Origin of the sequence: Reinekea sp. (genome assembly GCF_046710285.1) — a bacterium.
Taxonomy (GTDB): Bacteria; Pseudomonadota; Gammaproteobacteria; order Pseudomonadales; family Natronospirillaceae; genus Reinekea.
Window position 1 is genome coordinate 41,270 of record NZ_JBKEGY010000006.1, and the last position, 20,430, is coordinate 61,699.

14 protein-coding genes and 1 riboswitch are annotated in these 20,430 nt (G+C 42.5%); of the genes, 7 read left to right on the top strand and 7 right to left on the bottom strand.

Annotation, left to right across the window (positions count from 1 at the left end; genetic code table 11):
- Nucleotides 1-5 precede the first annotated feature (5 nt).
- Nucleotides 6-3,692, top strand: coding sequence for a methionine synthase (metH, locus tag ACI882_RS06065; protein ID WP_411745532.1), 3,687 nt, complete (start codon nucleotides 6-8; stop codon nucleotides 3,690-3,692).
- 144 nt (nucleotides 3,693-3,836) lie between these two features.
- Nucleotides 3,837-6,419, top strand: a complete 2,583-nt coding sequence (locus tag ACI882_RS06070; RefSeq protein ID WP_411746335.1) for an EAL domain-containing protein — start codon at nucleotides 3,837-3,839, stop codon at nucleotides 6,417-6,419.
- A 2-nt stretch (nucleotides 6,420-6,421) separates the two neighbouring features.
- On the opposite strand, the gene hppD is transcribed toward ACI882_RS06070, so the two are convergent.
- The 7 genes from hppD to ACI882_RS06105 form a co-directional block, all read right to left on the bottom strand.
- Nucleotides 6,422-7,510 (bottom strand): 4-hydroxyphenylpyruvate dioxygenase, encoded by a 1,089-nt coding sequence (gene hppD / locus ACI882_RS06075; protein WP_411745897.1) that lies wholly within the window; start codon nucleotides 7,508-7,510, stop codon nucleotides 6,422-6,424.
- A 216-nt stretch (nucleotides 7,511-7,726) separates the two neighbouring features.
- Nucleotides 7,727-9,274: a transcriptional regulator TyrR gene (gene tyrR / locus ACI882_RS06080; protein WP_411745896.1), complete on the bottom strand. Its 1,548-nt coding sequence runs from the start codon at nucleotides 9,272-9,274 to the stop codon at nucleotides 7,727-7,729.
- Nucleotides 9,275-9,400: 126 nt separating this feature from the next.
- Nucleotides 9,401-9,742, bottom strand: a complete 342-nt coding sequence (locus ACI882_RS06085) for a 4a-hydroxytetrahydrobiopterin dehydratase (protein WP_411745895.1) — start codon at nucleotides 9,740-9,742, stop codon at nucleotides 9,401-9,403.
- A gap of 9 nt (nucleotides 9,743-9,751) precedes the next feature.
- Complete coding sequence (phhA, locus tag ACI882_RS06090; protein ID WP_411745894.1) at nucleotides 9,752-10,552, bottom strand: phenylalanine 4-monooxygenase; 801 nt, start codon at nucleotides 10,550-10,552, stop codon at nucleotides 9,752-9,754.
- 172 nt (nucleotides 10,553-10,724) lie between these two features.
- Nucleotides 10,725-11,795 (bottom strand): MJ1255/VC2487 family glycosyltransferase, encoded by a 1,071-nt coding sequence (locus tag ACI882_RS06095; protein WP_411748450.1) that lies wholly within the window; start codon nucleotides 11,793-11,795, stop codon nucleotides 10,725-10,727.
- A complete protein-coding gene (locus ACI882_RS06100; protein ID WP_411743922.1) occupies nucleotides 11,792-12,322 on the bottom strand; it encodes a phosphatase PAP2 family protein in 531 nt (176 codons plus the stop codon). The genes ACI882_RS06095 and ACI882_RS06100 overlap by 4 nt, the downstream gene beginning before the upstream one ends.
- A gap of 84 nt (nucleotides 12,323-12,406) precedes the next feature.
- Nucleotides 12,407-12,832: an HIT domain-containing protein gene (locus tag ACI882_RS06105; protein WP_411743923.1), complete on the bottom strand. Its 426-nt coding sequence runs from the start codon at nucleotides 12,830-12,832 to the stop codon at nucleotides 12,407-12,409.
- 88 nt (nucleotides 12,833-12,920) lie between these two features.
- Between ACI882_RS06105 and ACI882_RS06110 the strand changes: the two genes are divergently transcribed.
- The 5 genes from ACI882_RS06110 to ACI882_RS06130 all read left to right on the top strand — a co-directional run bounded on the left by ACI882_RS06110 (nucleotide 12,921) and on the right by ACI882_RS06130 (nucleotide 20,082).
- On the top strand, nucleotides 12,921-14,048 hold the full coding sequence (locus ACI882_RS06110; RefSeq protein ID WP_411743924.1) for a GNAT family N-acetyltransferase: 1,128 nt from the start codon (nucleotides 12,921-12,923) through the stop codon (nucleotides 14,046-14,048).
- Complete coding sequence (locus ACI882_RS06115) at nucleotides 14,045-14,464, top strand: VOC family protein (RefSeq protein WP_411743925.1); 420 nt, start codon at nucleotides 14,045-14,047, stop codon at nucleotides 14,462-14,464. The genes ACI882_RS06110 and ACI882_RS06115 overlap by 4 nt, the downstream gene beginning before the upstream one ends.
- Before the next feature lie 90 nt (nucleotides 14,465-14,554).
- A complete protein-coding gene (locus ACI882_RS06120; RefSeq protein ID WP_411743926.1) occupies nucleotides 14,555-16,276 on the top strand; it encodes a proline--tRNA ligase in 1,722 nt (573 codons plus the stop codon).
- Between the two features lie 196 nt (nucleotides 16,277-16,472).
- Complete coding sequence (locus ACI882_RS06125) at nucleotides 16,473-16,877, top strand: CBS domain-containing protein (protein ID WP_411743927.1); 405 nt, start codon at nucleotides 16,473-16,475, stop codon at nucleotides 16,875-16,877.
- Between the two features lie 169 nt (nucleotides 16,878-17,046).
- The gene (locus ACI882_RS06130; RefSeq protein ID WP_411743928.1) at nucleotides 17,047-20,082 is read left to right on the top strand and encodes an FAD-binding and (Fe-S)-binding domain-containing protein; all 3,036 of its coding nucleotides are present in this window, start codon (nucleotides 17,047-17,049) and stop codon (nucleotides 20,080-20,082) included.
- A gap of 186 nt (nucleotides 20,083-20,268) precedes the next feature.
- A riboswitch (TPP riboswitch) is annotated at nucleotides 20,269-20,371 on the top strand.
- The last annotated feature ends 59 nt before the right edge of the window (nucleotides 20,372-20,430 follow it).

Consider the following 20,430-nt stretch of genomic DNA (forward strand, 5'->3'; position numbering starts at 1 on the left):
TTCTCATGTCCACCAGTCAAGATCGCATCAACGCACTATACGTCGCTATTAAAGACCGTATCCTAATTTTAGATGGGGCTATGGGCTCTCTTATTCAAAGTTATCAACTTGAAGAGCAAGATTACCGAGGTGAGCGTTTTTCTGACTGGCCGAGTGATATCCGAGGAAACAATGATCTATTATCAATCACTCGCCCCGATATTATCAAAGCAATCTATACCGCTTACCTCAATGCGGGTGCAGATATAATAGAAACCAACACCTTTAACAGTACAGGTGTTTCCCAAGCCGACTATGGCATGCAAGACTATGCTTATGAGCTCAATAAAGAAGGCGCGGCACTTGCACGATCCGTCTGCGATGCAAAAACGGCAGAAACACCAGAAAAACCGCGTTGGGTAGCAGGGGTTTTAGGGCCAACCAGTAAAACCTTGTCTTTATCGCCCGATGTTAATAATCCTGGCTTTCGTGCGGTCACCTTTGAAAAGTTGGTTGGCGATTATAAAAATGCCACTCGCGGTCTTATTGACGGCGGCGCTGACATTATTTTGATCGAAACCATTTTTGATACCTTGAATGCCAAAGCGGCTATTTTTGCTATTCAGGCTGTCTTTGATGAATACGGCTATAAGCTGCCCATTATGATTTCGGGCACCATCACCGATGCCTCGGGCCGAACATTATCAGGCCAAACTACCGAAGCGTTTTTCTATTCGGTACGCCACGCTCAACCATTAAGTGTTGGTTTGAATTGCGCTTTAGGTGCTGCTGAGTTACGCCCTTACCTAGAAACATTATCTAACATCGCAGATTGCCATGTTTCGGTTCACCCTAACGCTGGTTTACCTAACGAGTTTGGTGAATACGAAGAAACACCAGAAGAAATGACAGCGGTTGTAGATGAATTCGCCCAAAGTGGCTTTGTTAACATTATTGGCGGTTGCTGCGGCACCACTCCAAAGCATATTGCAATGATAAATGAAGCTATGGCTAAGCACGCACCACGCCCGATTAAGACGATAACACCCCAAATGAAGCTATCGGGCTTAGAACCATTTGTCGTCAGTGATTCACTTAATTTCATTAACGTGGGCGAGCGAACTAACGTAACTGGATCAGCCAAATTCAAACGCCTGATTAAAGAAGAGCTTTATGATGAAGCGCTAGATGTTGCGCGTGAGCAAGTAGAAAACGGCGCGCAAATTATTGATATCAACATGGATGAGGGCATGCTCGACTCCAAAGAAGCCATGGTTTTATTTTTAAACTTAATAGCTTCCGAGCCTGACATTTCCCGAGTGCCGATCATGGTTGACTCATCTAAATGGGAAATCATTGAAGCGGGCTTACAGTGCATCCAAGGCAAGAGCATTGTTAACTCTATTTCTATGAAAGAAGGCGTTGAGAACTTTTTGGCACAAGCCGAACTTTGTCGGCGCTATGGTGCTGCTGTTGTGGTCATGGCTTTTGATGAGGAAGGCCAAGCCGACACCAAAGAACGTAAAATCGAAATTTGCCAGCGCAGTTATCAATTACTGGTAGAGAATGGTTTCCCGCCAGAAGACATTATATTTGACCCGAATATTTTTGCCGTTGCTACCGGTATCGAAGAACACAACAACTATGCCGTTGACTTCATAGAAGCCACAAAGTTCATACGTGAAACTTTACCGTTTGCCAATGTTAGTGGCGGTGTATCAAACGTTTCGTTCTCGTTCCGAGGCAATAACGCCGTGCGTGAAGCAATTCACTCGGTATTTTTGTACCACGCCTGTCGCGTCGGCATGAACATGGGTATTGTTAACGCGGGACAGCTGGTTATTTATGATGATATTCCCAGTGAACTACGTGAAATAGTTGAAGACGTTATTCTAAATAGACGCAGTGACTCAACCGACCGTTTACTTGAAATTGCGGATAACTACCGCAGTGACGGTCAAGTGGCTGCTAAAGAAGAGCTTGAGTGGCGCTCTTTTGAGGTCAATAAACGTATAGAACATGCACTAGTTAAAGGCATTACAAGTCACATTATTGAAGATACCGAGTTGTCGCGCTTAGAAGCTAAGCAACCCATTGATGTGATCGAAGGTCCTTTAATGGACGGCATGAATGTCGTCGGCGATTTGTTCGGCGCGGGCAAAATGTTTTTACCTCAGGTGGTTAAATCGGCCCGAGTGATGAAGCAAGCGGTCGCACATTTGATTCCTTTTATCGAAGCAGAAAAAACCGAAGGTCGGCAAACCAACGGCAAGGTTCTATTGGCTACCGTCAAAGGGGATGTACACGATATTGGTAAAAATATTGTCGGCGTAGTACTGGCCTGCAATAACTTTGAAGTTATCGACTTAGGTGTCATGGTTCCTGCTGATAAAATCATTAACACGGCACTTGAAGAGAAAGTCGATATCATCGGTCTTTCAGGCCTTATCACGCCTTCACTCGATGAAATGGTGCATTTTGCACGTGAAATGCAGCGCCGTGATATCAAGCTACCTTTGTTAATTGGTGGCGCTACAACGTCTAAAGCCCACACAGCCGTTAAAATTGAACCGCAATTCAAAAACGACGCGACTATTTATGTAACGGATGCTTCTCGTGCGGTTTCTGTTGTCCAATCTCTAATCTCTGTTGATCAAAAAGCAAATTACATTGCAAAGATTCACGCCGAGTATGATGTGGTACGTGAGCGTAATAAAAACCGTAAATCGAAAGCGCTACATACCTATGTTGCTGCAACAGAAAACACCTCCGACTTAGATTGGAGTACTTATTTACCACCAGCACCTACATTTACTGGTGCTAGAGTCATTGATGATATTAACTTAGAAGACTTAATAGATTTCATTGACTGGACGCCATTTTTCATAACCTGGGAGCTACACGGTAAATACCCAAAAATTTTGTCAGATGCCAACGTTGGTGAAGCGGCAACGACTCTATTTAACGACGCTCAAGCCATGTTACAGAAAATCATTAGCGAAAAATGGATTGAGCCTAAAGTAGTTATTGGCTTTTGGCCTGCGCACGCGAGTGGTCCGGATACCATTACACTCGACGTCGACGGCACAGAAGTAAAGCTTGAGCACTTACGTCAACAAACCATGAAGCCAGAAGGTCAGCCTAACTATTCATTAGCAGACTTTGTCGCGCCTAAGGGGGCCTGTGCAGGCCAAGATTATATCGGTGGCTTTGCTGTTACGACTGGCCATGGTGTCGACGAGCGAGCTAAAATTTTTGCAGCAGATTTTGATGACTACAACAGTATTTTATTGAAGTCATTAGCCGATCGCCTTGCTGAGGCGTTAGCAGAGTTTATGCATAAGCAAGTTCGTACTGAACTCTGGGGCTATTCACCTAATGAAACCTTATCGAACGATGAACTCATTAAAGAGCGCTACAAGGGTATTCGACCAGCACCGGGCTATCCTGCCTGTCCTGATCATACCGAAAAGCGAAAGTTGTTTGACTTGCTGCAAGCAGAGTTAAACACAGGCATTGAATTAACCGATAGCTTTGCAATGACCCCCGCTTCTGCCGTTTCTGGTTGGTATTTCAGCCATCCTGATGCGAAATACTTCGGCGTTGGTAAAATAACCAAAGACCAAGTTGAAGACTATGCACAGCGTAAGTCTATGACTCTTGATGTCGCTGAGCGTTGGCTTTCACCGTTATTGGCATACGAACCAAGCTGATCTGAGCTAGGGTGTACTTTTTACCACCTTGTATTAATGACACCCTAACTAATCTACTAATGTTGAATATATTTGAACATAGTTCAGCACCAAGCTAAAAATGCTGTGCTATATTGAAATACTCAATCTTGCACGCGCGAACGTATGTCAAAATTTTACCGCCAAATTAAGAAAGTACCTGTGGTTCTAGCAATCACCGGTATTGTTATTATTTTGTCTGGCTTTGCTGTTAAATGGTCGAGCTATAACGACTTGTTGTCGCGAGAAAAACCTGAGTTTATAAATCTCAACTATGAATTTGCGCGCACAACAGAAAATCTTTCTAGCCAAGAATTATTGAATCTAAAATTTAAACAGCTAACTCTAAACACGGCGAAACCCAAGTATGGCAATCATGTTGATTGGCATAAAATCACCCTAACCAACACCGATTCAAATGCGACAAGTTTAACTATTAAATTTGACAATCCGATGATAGATCAACTTAAAGTTTATGCCTATCGCGCGAACATCAATAGCTATCAACTAGTCAAATCCCTGGGTGATCAAGTAGATAACGTTAATATAGAAGATCGAGTCTCACCTAAATATTCTATATCTCTTCGTTCTCTAGAAAGCCAATCAATAGTTGTCGCCAGCGCAACGCATGGCTCACCAAAACTACCAATTATAATATTGACAGAAAACGAGCATCAAAAATACCGCCAGCTGGAGCTGCTTATTTGGGGCACCTTTATAGGTGTTTCCCTTCTCATGGCCGCTTATAACTTAGTACTTTACCAAGGCGTCCGTGATCTAACCTATTTAGCATACATTGGCTATGTGATGACAATTTTAGTCAATCTCGGCGTCGTACATGGCTACGGGTTTTACCTGTTTTTAGAACCAGTGCAACGTTACTTCCATGATAATATAATCCCCCTCAACGCATTATTGGCACTGATGACGATTCTTTTTGCGATTAACTTTCTACGCTTTAATAGATCACACCTTCTTATACATCGCCAATACACAATCTTAAGCTACTCCTTGCTTGGATTTTTTGTTATTGCACTTTTCTTACCAGAATATCTCACCGTTCCAGTATTTGGCTTGCTCCAACTTGCTCTCTATATCGTGGCCTATAAAATGGTTACCTATAATATTAAAGAACGATTTAGCTGGAGCAAATACTACGTCATTTCTTGGTTACCGCTTTTTGTCGGAGCGGGTGTTGGTTTTTTACTTTATACAGGCTATATGGCTTATAATTTTTGGACTCGGTATGCATTTTTATTTTCGGCAATCTTCGAGATGACTCTTATATCAATGGCCCTAGCCGAACGCCTGGGCAATACAGAGAGCCAACGTTTATATCAAGCAACACATGAGAGTAAGTTTGGTTTTGCTAATGATGGTTTACTGCATAAAACCATTAAGAACTTACAAACAGATAGAAGAAAATCTCCGTTAAGCTTAATCACCGTTGAAATCACAAACTACAATACTATTGCTCCATATTTAACTGAACAACAACTATCAACCATGATATTTGGTTTAGCGAATTACATTGTGAATCAGTTGAATAAAACCTTGCCCGTCATTGAAATTGACCCGGGTAACTTAAATAACAACTCCATAGCACTTTCAAGAGGTGATTTACTGTCGATTTTAATCACGACTGAAAATAGAGACTTAATAGGCGATGCCTTAGAGCGTTTAAGTGACCTGGAAAACTTCAATCCAGTCCAAGGTTCAATCCCCTATCGAATTCATTGTATTTTTGGCGCTGCGATTCTTAATCCAGACGAAACCAATTTATTAGATTTAATCAATCAAGCAAAACAAGCGATCACTCAGGCAAAAGAGAAAGATGTTTCATTTTTTATTTACAGCCCTGAATCCAATTTAATCAGCGAACGCCGAGTTAAACTTGCTTTAGATTTAGCCAATGCTATCAGAAACGATGAACTGGAGCTCTATCACCAACCGCAATTATTTTCGCAATCAACTCATATTACCCCGAGTGAATTGCTCATACGCTGGAATCATCCATTGTATGGGTTCATAAGCCCTGATGAGTTTGTCACCGTTGCAGAAGAAACGGGTTTAATTAACCACTTAACAAGCTGGGTGATTAATCGCGCTGCCAAACATGCAAAAGCATTGATCACCTTTGGCATGTACGATTTCCATTTCGCGATAAATATATCTGCACATGATCTATCTAAAGAAGGGTTCTGTCAGGATATTAACGATATATTTCGGCAGCACAATTTATTGGCAAATCAGTTTACATTAGAGCTTACCGAAACTACACATTCTATTGATATTGAAACCTTCAATAAAAATTTATTTGATCTAAATGAGCTAGGTTTTAATCTTGCTATTGATGATTTTGGAACAGGGTACTCTTCATTAACTTACGTCAGCGAGCACCCGTTCAAGGAAATTAAAATAGATAAGCAGTTTATTCATGATTTTTTGGACTCAGATAAACACCAAGCGATTGTCAAAGCAACCATTACGATGGCAAAGAACCTAGACTTAAATGTGACCGCCGAAGGGATAGAAGATACTGCAACATTAAGTATATTAAGAGATTTAGGCTGTGATAAGCTACAGGGCTACATTATCGCCAAACCGATGCCTTTTAAAGACTACTTAAAATGGCGTTCACCTAATTTCACAAATGATGCAAAAGTAGGTGAAAACCTAACACTAAACTTTGAAGCTAATGCAAAGTAGGCTTAGTCTGCGTTGATGACGCCACGCCGAATTTGATCTTCCTCAATAGATTCAAAAAGAGCTTTGAAGTTACCTTCACCAAAGCCCTCATTGCCTTTTCGCTGAATAATTTCAAAAAACACCGGCCCAATGACCGTATTAGTGAAAATTTGCAATAAGATACCTGAGTCTTCCGGCGCGCCATCTATTAAAATACTCAGTTCTTTCAAATCTTCTAATGACTCACTATGGCCTTGGACTCTATCGTTCACTTTTTCATAATATGTATCTGGGGTAGACATAAAATCTACACCCCTTTCGCGTAGTTTCCTGACTGTTTCATAAATATCTCGCGTCGACAAAGCAATGTGTTGAATGCCTTCGCCTTTATATTCGCGCAAGTATTCTTCTATTTGTGATTTGTCATCAGAAGATTCGTTAATAGGAATACGTATTTTGCCACACGGAGATGTCATGGCTTTAGAGGTTAACCCTGTTAGCTTGCCTTCAATGTCAAAATAACGTATTTCACGAAAGTTACCAATACGCTCATAGAAGTCTGCCCAATGGTCCATTTTGCCACGCATTACGTTGTGAGTTAGGTGATCTAATACTTCTAAACCCACATTGTTTTTTTCAACTGCTTGCTGCCAACCATCATAGTATTCAAAATCAATATCATAAATAGTTTGATCACCATAGCGATCAACAAAGTACAAAGTAGACTCACCAATGCCAAATACACCAGGAATATTTAGTTCCATGGGCCCTATTTGCCCGTGAAACGGCTTTGCCCCGACTTTAATTGCATGAGCCATAGCTGAAGCAGCATCTTTTACTCGAAAAGCCATGCCGTTAACGCTAGGGCCATGATCAAAAGCAAAGCTTTCTGCCTGTGAGTTAGGTTCACCGTTTACGATAAAATTAATATCGCCTTGCTTATAAAGCCAAGCTTCTTTGTTACGGTGTTTGGCAATTTCTGCAAAACCGAGTGCATTAAACAATGCTTTTAAATCACTCAAACCTTTTACAGTAGGTGCGGTATATTCTACAAATTCAAAGCCATCGGTTTGCAGTGGATTTTTCAGTCCACTTAGATTTAAATCAGCCATTATTCTCTCCAGTTTTTATCATTATTTTTGCAGCCTAAACAGGCAGATGACTAAAGTTAAATTTGAACTGGAATGACCAAAAAAGCCAGTTTAAAGCAGTAGAATTATTGCAGCTCTGTAAAGTAAAGTTGTCATCAATGCGTAACAATTCACTTACAGCCTACGCCACCCGTGGCGGGCGGCGGTGAAGTTTTTTAAAGTGAAGTCAGGTTTCGCTTATGAGGCGTGCTTGCCAATACGGTATTCGCGTAATTTATTGGCAATAGCCGTATGCGAAACGCCTAATTTTTTACCTAATTGGCGACTGCTCGGATAAGCCGGGTATAACCGTTTGAGCAATTCCGATTCAAACCGCTTCATAGCCTCATCTAAACTGCCCTCAAAGTTTTCATCGACATAGCCCCAGCCATTAGTAAAGCTAGGCAGTTGCAAGTGTTCTGGCTCTAACGTATCGCCTTCGGCTAATGAAACAGCGCGTAACAATGCATTTTCCATTTGTCGAACATTACCAGGCCAAGGGTATTGCGTAATAGCGTTCTGGCAAGCTTGTGACATTTTAATACGTTGCCGTTGTGGTTCAGCAAAGCGGGCAATAAAACGCTCAGCCATAGGCATGATGTCAGATTTTCGCTCACGTAGTGCTGGGATATGGAGTGATAATACGTTTAATCGATAAAAAAGGTCTTCTCGAAACTTACCAGCTTGGCAGAGATCGAGTAAGTTCGCTTGAGTGGCGCATATAATGCGAACATCGGCAGAAAACTCAGCCTCATCACCTACTCTGCGGTATGAGCCATCTTGCAATAACCGTAGGAATTTAGATTGCAGTAAATCGGACATGTCTCCAATTTCATCTAAAAATACCGTGCCGCCTTCGGCTAATTCAACGATACCTTTCTTCTCGGTTGTCGCACCTTCAAATGCACCGGCTGCATAGCCAAATAACTCACTTTCAGCGACGTTATCTGGTAATGCAGCGCAATTGAGCACTAAAAACGGTTTGTCTTTACGTAAACTGTGCTGATGGCAAGCTTTGGCCAACAGCTCTTTACCGGTGCCCGTCTCGCCTGTGATGAGTAGTGGCGCATCAAGCCCTGACATACGTTTTGCTTGTCGAATGACTCGCTTCATGCCCTGGCTTTCAGCTATAAGCATTTCAAACTGACCTGTTTGCTTATGGTAAGCGGTCATTTGACGGCCCAAACGCTCGGGAGACTTAAATGTGATAACGCCACCAGCAAATAGAGGGTCATTATCTACTTGATCAATATAAACCGGATAAACATCCGCTAAAAATGTACGGCCTTTAAGTTGTAAGTGCACCGCTTCAGGCGAAGCTTCTGGGTGGTTCAGCCACTTATTAAAGTTAAACCCTTTTACCCAAGTTTTTAGTAACTTGTGACGAACTTCATCACTGGGCAAGTTAATGATGTCTAATGCGGCATCATTGGCAACAACCACATAGCCTTTTGCGTCAATAGATATGACCGGCTCTGGCAGCGTTTCTAGCAAGGTTTGCATTTCTTTTTGTTCGCGTTCAAGCGGCATGTAAGGGACAAGTGACACATCATGTACACCTGGAATCATCCGCATTTCGGGCATCAGGTGTTGAAACTCGTCAAATTCGAGATTGGGGAAGTTTAAGTAGATTTCGCCACTTGGATCAATCTCGATACCCCGTAAATCTATTTCGTGGTTCACCAAAATATCGAGTATTTCGGCACAAATCCCTAGGCGTGAATTACACTTTATATATAAACGCATCTCAGCTCTCTCAGACAGCAACCCTGGTTGGATCTGGTGTAAACACCACCCCACCCTTTGTAATTATTTATGTGCAGGTAAGCAAATTGCCTGAAAGAGCTTTTTTTGTCAATTAAGATTTACATATTAATCCGGCGAAATAAGCTGATCTGTCTTCGCTGCGCAAATAAAGTCGTTTTTATGTAAACCATTAATGGCGTGAGTCCACCAACGTACGGTTACTTTACCCCATTCAGTGACTATTTCAGGATGGTGACCTTCATTTTCAGCCAACTCTCCGACTAAGTTAGTAAAGGCTAACGCTTGGCGAAAGTTGCGAAATTTGTATTGCCGCTCTAATTGCATTACACCGTCGATCACTGCTGGCACCCAATCCGGTATTTCGTGCATCAGTGTTGCTAATTCTTCATCACTGACTTTAGGTGCATCGGCTTGGCATGCTTCACATTGTTGAATTGAAAGTGTCATGGTGACTCCTTAGTTAATAGCAGATTTAGGTTCAAAACGTGCAGGTAATAAACTCATGGTTTTCGCTTCTTGAATCGCGCCCATGATATCGGTTTTTGCAATATCAAAGAGTTGGTCAATTGATTCCAGATAAAAGTAGATTGGCTGTAAAATATCAATACGATACGGCGTTCGTAAAACCGTCATTAAATCAAATGATTCACGAACGGCGCTCGTATCTGAGAATGCATATTCAGTCTCTTTTGGTGAGGACAAGATGCCACCACCATAAATTGAACGTTCACCTTGACTGTTTTGCAGCAAACCAAATTCGACGGTAAACCAATAAAGCCGTGCCAAATATACCCGATCTTCTTTGCTCGCCGCTAAGCCGAGCTTACCGTAAGTTTCAGTGAATTGAGCAAATGCAGGGTTGGTCAATAACGGACAATGACCAAAGACTTCATGAAAAATATCAGGCTCTTGCAAATAATCAAACTCTTCTGGTGAGCGAATAAAAGTAGCAACCGGAAATTGCTTATTGGCCAATAATTCAAAAAAACGCGAAAAGTTAATCAGTGCAGGAACTGCGGCAGTTTGCCAGCCCGTTTCTTTACGTAGAACACGATCAATATCGGCTAATTGCGGCACACGATCATGTTTCAAACCCAAGGCTTCGTAACCTGCGAGGTATTCACGACAGGCCTTCCCTTGCAGCGACGGAAGCTGCCTATGTGATAATGCCTGCCAAGTGTCATTCTCGGCACTCGACCACTCAATAAACCCGAGAGGATCAGGATCATGCGCAACATACTGAGACGATTTAGACATACAAAAGCTCTCTATTTCTTATAATTATTTGTACGTCTATTTCGAACGGAAGCGGTGCGAAAGTACAGTAAAAGACAATTTTAAATACTCTTAAAATCGTCAATTTAGCTGAACAGGTCGCGCGAACCCCGCTACTACAGGCACTTTATCGATACGAAAGGTGCGTTTTGGCTTATGCAACTCGAACCGGAGTTACATTGTTATCCTCAATGAGATCCGATTGAACGACGACGTCTGCCCAGGATTTTTCAACCAAATCACTAAATGGTTTATCTGGGTATTCCAGTATCCATTGAGCAATAAGCCGAGATACATTGGGATAGCTGACTTGAGTGCTTTTGGCTGTTGTGAGAAAAAGGCAAATGGACTTTGCATCGATCTCTTGGGTCACATAACCATACTGGAGCTGCTCGATTGCCAGCGCATTTGAAGTCTGTTCAATTTGCCCTTTCAAAGGCTTTATTAATAGCTTTTTACCTAAACTTAAACATTCTGATGCAAGTTCAAAACCAGCGTTACAAATAACCGAGTCACACAGACTTAGACTTTCATGGAAACCCGTAACTGAAAAACCTTTTACTTGTACATTGTTATAGGTTCCTGGTGCAAAATCTTTACTATGCAAAATAAAATCAAATGGTAAAGAATTTAAAGTTTCGATAACGTCCTGGGTATCTTCAAATGGTAAGTAAACCAGTGCCTTTTTACTGGTCGCCTGTTTTGGTGATAGATTTTGTTCAATTATCGGTGGCAGTATTTGTTGACCAAAGTTGTGCCAATGTAATCCAATCGCAAAATTTACGGGTGCAAACCATTTCATAATGGCATAACTTGCGAGCGCATTTTTTACCTTTGGAATATCATGGAAAAATGCATATTGGTGCCCAAGACCTATACAGGGTACTTTTTTGACCTTGGCCGCCCAAGCGACAACAGGTTCAAAGTCGCTTATGATTAAATCATACCCTCTCAAATCAAGCGTACCTACATCCTTCAACAGCAATTTAAAGGAAGCTTCGGTTACTGTTTTAATTGGGTCTATCTGCCCTGCGTTTATCGAAAAGCTTAAACCCTTAAAGCAACGAAAATCACCGAACGTTTCCATATCAAAATAAGATTCACGAGGACGTCCTGAAAAGACCCAATCCACAGAAACCCCAGCCTCTTTGAATGCTTTCTGCATTGCTCTAGCGCGCGTTAAGTGTCCATTCCCAGTACCCTGAACTCCGTATAAAATTTTCATAGAATGACTCCTTGTGTAACAACCAACAGTGCAATAGAACTACCAAGTACCGCTCCCACCACAGTATCAAAAGGGAAATGTACGCCCAGCAGTACTCGAGATAATGCAACCAGGCTGGCCCACACAAATAACCATGGTTGTAACGTTGGAAAAGTCTGACCAACCATGACCGCAAATAAAAAAGCCGCTGAGGTATGGCCTGAAGGAAAACTAAATTGATCATTTGGAGTAATGTTACTTTCAAAACCACTTATCGAATCGGCGGGACGGTTTCGTTTGAAACTATTCTTAAGAAGAAAATAGAGACTGCGCTCAATGCAAAAGGCAATCAATATTGTTTTAATAAATAGAAAGCCATCTTGCTTATGCAGTAAGCCAAAAACAGCCATGAACAACAGATAAAGCTGCCCATCAGCAGTTTTGGATACAATCCGGCTGAGTTTGATGGGGAAGGAAGTTGGTCGTCGTGCACCGAACCGGTGAAATAACCATAGATCTGTTAAATGTATATAGTTTAACCAATTCATAAAAAAGCCCTCTTCTTTGAGGGCCTATTTAGTCAATTACTTATGTCAGTTATCTTACAAAATGATAAAAGTTTTATGACAAACTCATCGACTGGGTATGAAAGTTGAAGACTCGAAGCTGGCAATGATACTGTCTATTCGCTGTGAGAGTTCATTGGGCTTATAAGCTTTAGGTGGCACCGCCCCCCAAACTGGGTTCGGCCAAGCGGCGTCTGACTTTTTACGAACAATGTGATGAATATGTAACTGTGGAACAACATTACCTAATGCACCAATATTCATTTTCTCACCATGAAAGCATTTCATCACACGCTCAGAGACAAATGAGCTTTCCCAGATAAACTGCTCTTGATCATCACCATCAAGCTCAAACAATTCAGTTACATGTTCTCGTTGAGGGACTAGTATTAACCATGGATAATTGGCATCTTTCATTAACAATATTTTGCAAAGCGATAAAACGCCTATTTCCACGCAATCATTTTGAAGGCGATGATCTAATTCAAACATACTATTTCCAGTAGAAATCGATTTCGAAGACGAACTATACTCAACTTCTCGATAGAAATTCAACAATTGACTACTTAAAGCGATGATAATGTCTTTAAAGCATCATAATCAATGGCCGGAAGCCACGCTCCCCGCCAAGGCCACTAAAAACAACCCATTTGCATCGAACGCATTTTTACGAGCATGCGAACAATCGGGCAGCTGTACTGCAGAATCAGGTTGGCAGCCATATCATGTCGAATATAGTGAAAATAATCATCAAGTTTTGGCGCCCTGCTATATTAAAAGTCATTCATGGGGCGAATATATTTTTGATTGGGCATGGGCGCAGGCATATGAGCAACACGGTCTTGAATACTACCCTAAATTATTGGTGGCAATTCCGTACACCCCCTCACAAGGCCCACGGTTACTGGGTGTAAGCAGCCTTGAAGATATGACTGTCATCATTGAGCATTTAAAGCAGCAATGCCAAACCCATGCCTTTAGTGGCTTTCATATTCTTTACCCAAGTGCACAAGAACAGGCTTGGCTTAGTCAATTAAATTTACTCGAACGACATGACGTTCAGTTCCATTGGCATAATAATGACTTTAAAAGTTTCGATGACTTTTTAGATTGCTTTACATCTCGCAAGCGCAAGAACATTCGCAAAGAAAGGGCCTCCATTGAAGCTCAAAATATTAAGCTCAAAACGATAGAAACCGACAACCTAAGCAAGGCAGATATGGATGCGTTTTACTACTTTTACCACGCAACCTATTTAAAGCGAGGTCGACACGGCTACTTAAATAGAGCTTTCTTTGAAGCACTTCGGCTCGATATGCCCGAAAATCTAGTGCTTTTTATGGCCTACCAAGACGACAACCCTATTGCGGGCGCACTGTGCTTTAGAGATGACGAATCTCTTTACGGCCGCTACTGGGGGTGTATAGAAGAGTTTAATAACTTACATTTTGAAACCTGTTATTACCAAGGCATTGACTACTGCATCAAGCATAAGCTGCAACGCTTTGACCCAGGTACCCAAGGTGAACACAAACTAGCGCGTGGCTTTGAGCCAACTATCACCAAGTCTTATCATTGGCTTGCACACGAAGGCTTTATGGAGGCTGCGGATCGTTTTTGCCACGATGATAGAGCTCATACCAACTTGTATTTCCAACAAGCAACGCAATCATTACCTTTTAAACAACCCAATAAGGACAGTTTATGAAATTTCTACACTCTATGGTTCGAGTAAGCGATTTAGATGCCTCGATTCACTTTTACTGCGATTTACTTGGCTTAAAAGAAATCAAACGAACTGATTACCCGAACGGCAAGTTCACTCTCGTTTACCTAGCCACAACACCCGGTGAGCCCGAAGTAGAGCTAACCTACAATTGGGATAGTGAAGAAGTGTACGCTGGCGATCGCAACTTTGGTCACCTTGCCTTCGAAGTTGACGACATTTACCAGCTTTGCCAGCACTTAATGGATAATGGCGTGACCATTAACCGCCCACCACGCGATGGCCACATGGCCTTTGTTCGTAGTCCAGATGGTATCTCAATTGAGTTACTGCAAAAAGGCGACAACCTACCAGCACAAGCGCCTTGGAGCGATATGCCCAATGTGGGTGAGTGGTAACTCACCTTAACGACCTGAAGGCTTCTAACTTCAGGTCGTTGCCTATACAATTGCGCCCTCGTTAGTCATTTGTATAAAAAGGAACGCTCAATGCGCGCAAGTCGATATCTTTCTGCGACGGTTAAAGAATCCCCTGCTGATGCAGTCATCATCAGCCACCAATTGATGTTACGTGCTGGCTTAGTTCGTAAGCTCGCCTCTGGGCTCTACACTTGGTTGCCCACCGGCGTTAAAGTACTGCACAAAGTCGAAAACATCATTCGTGAAGAATTAGCTCGTGCCGGTGCGCTTGAAGTCCTTATGCCTACAATTCAGCCCGCTGAGTTATGGCATGAAACAGGTCGTTTTGATGCCATGGGCGGTCAGATGCTTAAAATGAAAGATCGCCACGATCGCGATTTTGTTTACGGGCCAACCCACGAAGAAGTTATTACGGATTTAGCGCGCAATGAACTGTCTAGTTACAAGCAATTGCCAATGAACTTTTTCCAAATTCAAAACAAATTCCGTGATGAATTTCGGCCACGCTTTGGTGTTATGCGCTCACGTGAATTCATCATGAAAGACGGCTACTCCTTTCACGTTGACCAAGACTGCTTGAATAAAGAATATGACAACATGTACCAAGCTTACTGCCGTATTTTTGATCGATTAGGGCTAGATTACCGTCCTGTACTAGCCGATTCAGGCGACATGGGTGGCGATGCCTCTCACGAATTCCAAGTCTTAGCTGACTCTGGCGAAGATTATATTGCTTACTCAGACAGCAGCGACTTTGCCGCTAACGTTGAGCGCGCAGAAGCCTTGATGCCAAAAGGTGAACGCGCAGCTCCAAGTGCTGACATGGTCTTAACAGATACGCCAAATACCAAAACGATTAACGATTTAGTCGAACAGTTCAACCTGCCTATTGAAAAGACAATCAAAACGCTGATTGTTGAAGCCTGTGAAGAGTCCGAACATACGCTAATTGCCTTGATCGTTCGTGGTGACCATGAATTGAACGAAGTAAAAGCTGAAAAACTCGAACATGTTAAGTCCCCTTTGACGATGGCAACCGAAGAACAAATTCGTGATGTAATTGGCGCCAGCCCTGGTTCGTTAGGTCCAGTCGACGCTAAGATTCCGTTTATTGTTGACCGTGCGGTTACCCTGTTATCAGATTTTAGCGCCGGCGCTAATATCGATGGCAAACATTACTTCAACATAAACTGGGAGCGCGACGTCAGCTATTCAACCGTCGAAGATATTCGAAATATTGTTGAAGGCGACCCAAGTCCTTGTGGTAAAGGAACGTTGAAAATATTAAAGGGTGTTGAAGTTGGCCATATTTTCCAGTTGGGTGATAAATACACCAAAGCCCTAAAAGCCGACGTACTTGATCAAAATGGCAAGGCAAAAACTATGCTGATGGGTTGTTATGGTATTGGTGTTACTCGTATCGTCGCGGCCGCTATTGAGCAAAACCATGATGAAAACGGAATTATCTGGCCCGATGCTATTGCACCTTTCCAGGTTGGCATTGTGCCGCTGAATGCACATAAATCACCAGAAGTGATGGAAGTTGCCGAAAAACTTTACGCAGACTTACAAGCATTAGGCTATGAAGTTTTAATAGATGATCGTGACAAAAAAACCAGCCCGGGTGTGAAATTTGCCGATATGGAGTTAATTGGTATTCCTCATCGCATTGTTGTGAGTGATCGCGGTCTTGCCGATGGCAATGTTGAATATAAAGGCCGAAGAGATGCAGACAAGTCTGAAATGAAACTGGATCAAGTTATTTCATTTATTCATGAGCAAACCAAGTAAAAACAGTTAGGCACTGCCCTTAGCTGAGTCTTTCTATGAAAATATGTTGAAAGACTCAGTTTATTCCACGGAAAACCGCATTATAGAGCCCGCCTAAGTCAAAAGTCTGTTTTACACGGCTTCAAATCCAGTCTACTATTTCGATATCACCTGAATTAGCTCAGGTCAGCAAAATAAAAAAAGAAGGATACACATTATGAGCAAAATCGCGATGACAGTGGCCGATTGCATGGTGCCGGCACGTTTAACGCTAACTCCGCAAACGACGATCCGTAAAGCCGTTGAAGAGATGCTAAGAACACAGCTCATTAGTGCGCCAGTCCTGGATGAGGATGGCCGAGTTGTTGGCTATCTTTCAGAACAAGATTGTCTACGCCACATGATTAGTGGCACCTATTACAACGAAGAAAGCGGATTCGTCAGTGACGTCATGCAGCATGATGTACTTTTTGCCGAAGCTACCATGGACATCCTAGATTTAGCACACCTTATGTGCGGTGCTAAACCCAAAAAATACCCTGTTTGCAAAGATGGCAAGCTAATCGGCGTGATCAACCGTTCGCACATTATGAAAGCCTTGATTGAAACCAGCAATTCTTAAATTAGAATAGCCGTCCAATGCAACATGGGCGGCTTTGAACTTCTTATACAATCCCTTCTCTACAAGCGACATTGTCAAAGAAAACCCACTTAGACCTGTATCAACTCGTAATCGACTCGAATATCATTAGAATACCTTTCAGTTTATGAATTCTCGGAGTTTGCCGTCGATGTTGCCTCGTTTGCACCAACTTACAGCTGTTCAAAGCATGTACTTAGATTACCTCAGCGCTGTTGCAGCCGCCGGATTTATCGGTGACTTAGCACCTGACTATGCAAACAGAACGGTACTGTCAACTGACAACTCAATCTATCAGGTATTGCCACAAGCGGTGGTTTATCCAAAAAATACCGCTGATATTCAAATACTGACTCAATTAGTTCAGCAAGATCAATGGTTTGAAATTGTATTGTCCCCTCGTGGCGGAGGTACTGGAACCAATGGTCAATCTTTAACCGATGGTATCGTGGTCGATTTATCGAAACACATGAATAACATCTTAGAAATAAATGTCGACCAAGGTTGGGCGCGCGTCCAAACCGGCGTAGTTAAAGATCAGCTAAATAAAGAATTGAAAAAACACGGTTTATTCTTTGCCCCTGAACTCTCTACGAGCAATAGAGCAACCATTGGTGGAATGATCAATACTGACGCAAGTGGCCAAGGTTCTGTGCTTTATGGTAAAACACGCGACCATGTACTTGAACTATCAACGGTCCTCGTCGGTGGAGACGTCATCGATACTCAATCGATATCAAAACCTAGCATGCCGACCAGCGGTGTTGAAGCAAAACTATATGAAACCGCCAGCGACATTGTAGCCCGCCGCAAAGAAGACATATTGGCCAAATTTCCACCCCTAAACCGGTGTTTAACAGGTTATGACTTAGCCCATATAGAAGACAACCAAGGCAATATCAACTTAAATAATATTCTGTGTGGCTCAGAAGGAACCTTAGGTTTTATTGTCGAAGCAAAAATAGCAGTCTTGCCTATTCCTAAATACGCGGCCCTGGTTAATGTTTTTTACGACAGTTTTGAATCATCTTTACGTGATGCTCAACACCTTATGTCGGCAACCCCCTCTTCGATAGAAACCATCGATAGCACGGTCTTAAAGCTTGCTCGCGAAGACACTAGCTGGGCAACAGTCGAAAGCTATTTTGATGCGCAAGGTGCACAAGTTGAAGGTATTAACTTAGTTGAATATACCGCAGACAGCGAAGCAGACCTTAAAGCAGGCGTTGCTCGCTTAACCGCCATTCTTGATGATGCTAGCTCTGCAAAATCTGTTGGCTATTCTACCGCTTGGGGAGAGGATGCCGTTGAGAAAATTTGGGCCATGCGCAAAAAGGCCGTCGGTTTATTAGGTAATGCTAAAGGCGAAGCACGCCCAATCCCCTTTGTTGAAGACACGGCAGTACCACCTGAAAACTTAGCCGATTTCATCATGGAGTTTCGTGCTGTACTTGATGCGGGCAACCTACGTTATGGCATGTTTGGTCATGTTGATGCTGGAGTTTTGCACGTACGGCCCGCTCTAGATCTAAAAGACAAGCAACAAGAGCTTGAGGTACGGAAAATTACTGACCAAGTAGTCGAGCTGGTTAAAAAGTATAATGGTCTGTTATGGGGCGAACATGGCAAAGGTGTCCGCTCTGAATTTTCACCAAAATTCTTTGGTGATCTATATCCTGAATTACAATTAATTAAGCGTACCTTTGATCCAAACAACCAGCTTAACCCAGGTAAAATAGCAACCCATAGCGAAGACGTTCAACTGTTAAAAATAGACGAAGTGACTACTCGCGGATCGCTCGATAGAACGATTCCCCATGAAAGTTGGGTGCAGTTTAAAGACGGTATGTTTTGTAACGGAAATGGGGCATGCTTCAATTTCGACCCAAACGATGCCATGTGTCCTTCTTGGAAAGTGACTCACGATCGTCGGTATTCACCCAAAGGCAGAGCATCATTAGTTAGAGAATGGACACGTTTACTGGGCAACCAAGGTTACAACACTGAACAGCTCGCGAATCAGGAAAAAGCTAAACTTCCACTTTGGCATTTTATTCCGCGGGCATGGAATACCCTAGCAAAACGCCGTGGTGAATATGATTTCAGCCATGAAGTTGCCGAATCTATGGAAGCTTGCTTGTCCTGTAAATCCTGTACTGGACAATGCCCTATCAAAGTCGATGTGCCTGAGTTTCGCGCTCGCTTTTTACAAATATATTATGGCCGTTATTTACGCCCGCTTAAAGACTATGTTGTTGGTTTACTCGAATTCATCATACCAATCATTACGCTAGCCCCCATCAAAGCGCTTTATAACTTTTTCATGGGCAACGGTTTCGTCACCAAACTGCTAAAAAATGTTGTCGGCATGGTTGACAGCCCTTTGCTACATAAGCTCAACATTCGCAAAGAACTGCGTAAGCGAAAAGTCATGTATGCTGATGCGAGCATGTTAAATGGTCTTAGTGAGGCTGAAAAACTACGCTCGGTTGTAATCGTTCAAGATGCATTCACAAGTTTCTTTGAAACCAATATGGTGGTAGAAACAGTTGAGCTTTTACAAAGCTTAGGCTTCCGTGTTTGGATGATGCCTTATCAAGCCAACGGTAAACCACTGCATGTTCACGGTTTTCTGCACACATTTAAATGGGTAGCAACTCGCAATCAACGCAAATTAGCTGCCATAGCATCAAGCGGTGTCAAGTTAATGGGTATAGACCCAGCAATGACATTGGCTTACCGTGCTGAATATGCCAAATATGTTGAAGCAAGTATGCCTGAGGTGTTACTAATTCAAGAGTTTTTAGTTAAACATCTTGATAAATTATCGGCGCAAAAAGATAATTTCAAGGTCGGCAATGCAAAAATGCTTGGCCATTGCACAGAAAAAACCAATGCACCTGCCTTCGCCAGCCAGTGGTCACAGGTTTTTAGCGCACTAAACCAAACGCTAACGCAAGAAGCTGTTGGCTGCTGCGGCATGGCGGGGACCTTTGGTCATGAAACAAAAAACCGCGAATATTCCGTCGGAATTTATGACCTATCGTGGCGCGATGTCATTGCAACTCAACCCGTTGAGTCTCTCGTCGCCACTGGCTATTCCTGCCGCAGCCAAGTTAAACGTTTAGATCAGGAGCAAGTCAAGCACCCGCTGCAATTTTTACATGCACAGTTAGTAAAAAGATAACCTTTTGGTTAAATAATATTTTCTATTTTCAACTAAAAAATATTCAGTCGCATTAATTTTTTCCAATTGACAACTGAGCGCAAAGCCTCAATTACCGGAGGCTTTGTCAGTTTTTGCGCATCGAAATAAATTCAAATAAAAAAATACTACTTGCTTAACTCTAATTGGCACCGCTATACTTTTTCCATCGTCTTGTCGGAGTGCCCTTATTTGGGGCTGAGACTGCTAAGCAGAATCCGCGGAACCTGATCCAGTTAATACTGGCGTAGGAATCAAGATCAAGCATTGTTGTTACCCTATAATAGGGTAATTTTTTGCTATATCCCCTTCGCAGTTAATTGCATCTTC

Bases quoted from the DNA above. Each gene is read 5' to 3' on its own strand.
- ACI882_RS06095 (WP_411748450.1), bottom strand. From the start codon at position 11,795: ATGAAAATTTTATACGGAGTTCAGGGTACTGGGAATGGACACTTAACG.
- ACI882_RS06125 (WP_411743927.1), top strand. From the start codon at position 16,473: ATGAGCAAAATCGCGATGACAGTGGCCGATTGCATGGTGCCGGCACGT.
- ACI882_RS06100 (WP_411743922.1), bottom strand. From the start codon at position 12,322: ATGAATTGGTTAAACTATATACATTTAACAGATCTATGGTTATTTCAC.
- phhA (WP_411745894.1), bottom strand. From the start codon at position 10,552: ATGTCTAAATCGTCTCAGTATGTTGCGCATGATCCTGATCCTCTCGGG.
- ACI882_RS06110 (WP_411743924.1), top strand. From the start codon at position 12,921: ATGTCTTTAAAGCATCATAATCAATGGCCGGAAGCCACGCTCCCCGCC.
- hppD (WP_411745897.1), bottom strand. From the start codon at position 7,510: ATGGCTGATTTAAATCTAAGTGGACTGAAAAATCCACTGCAAACCGAT.
- ACI882_RS06130 (WP_411743928.1), top strand. From the start codon at position 17,047: ATGTTGCCTCGTTTGCACCAACTTACAGCTGTTCAAAGCATGTACTTA.
- tyrR (WP_411745896.1), bottom strand. From the start codon at position 9,274: ATGCGTTTATATATAAAGTGTAATTCACGCCTAGGGATTTGTGCCGAA.
- ACI882_RS06105 (WP_411743923.1), bottom strand. From the start codon at position 12,832: ATGTTTGAATTAGATCATCGCCTTCAAAATGATTGCGTGGAAATAGGC.
- ACI882_RS06115 (WP_411743925.1), top strand. From the start codon at position 14,045: ATGAAATTTCTACACTCTATGGTTCGAGTAAGCGATTTAGATGCCTCG.
- ACI882_RS06070 (WP_411746335.1), top strand. From the start codon at position 3,837: ATGTCAAAATTTTACCGCCAAATTAAGAAAGTACCTGTGGTTCTAGCA.
- ACI882_RS06085 (WP_411745895.1), bottom strand. From the start codon at position 9,742: ATGACACTTTCAATTCAACAATGTGAAGCATGCCAAGCCGATGCACCT.
- ACI882_RS06120 (WP_411743926.1), top strand. From the start codon at position 14,555: ATGCGCGCAAGTCGATATCTTTCTGCGACGGTTAAAGAATCCCCTGCT.
- metH (WP_411745532.1), top strand. From the start codon at position 6: ATGTCCACCAGTCAAGATCGCATCAACGCACTATACGTCGCTATTAAA.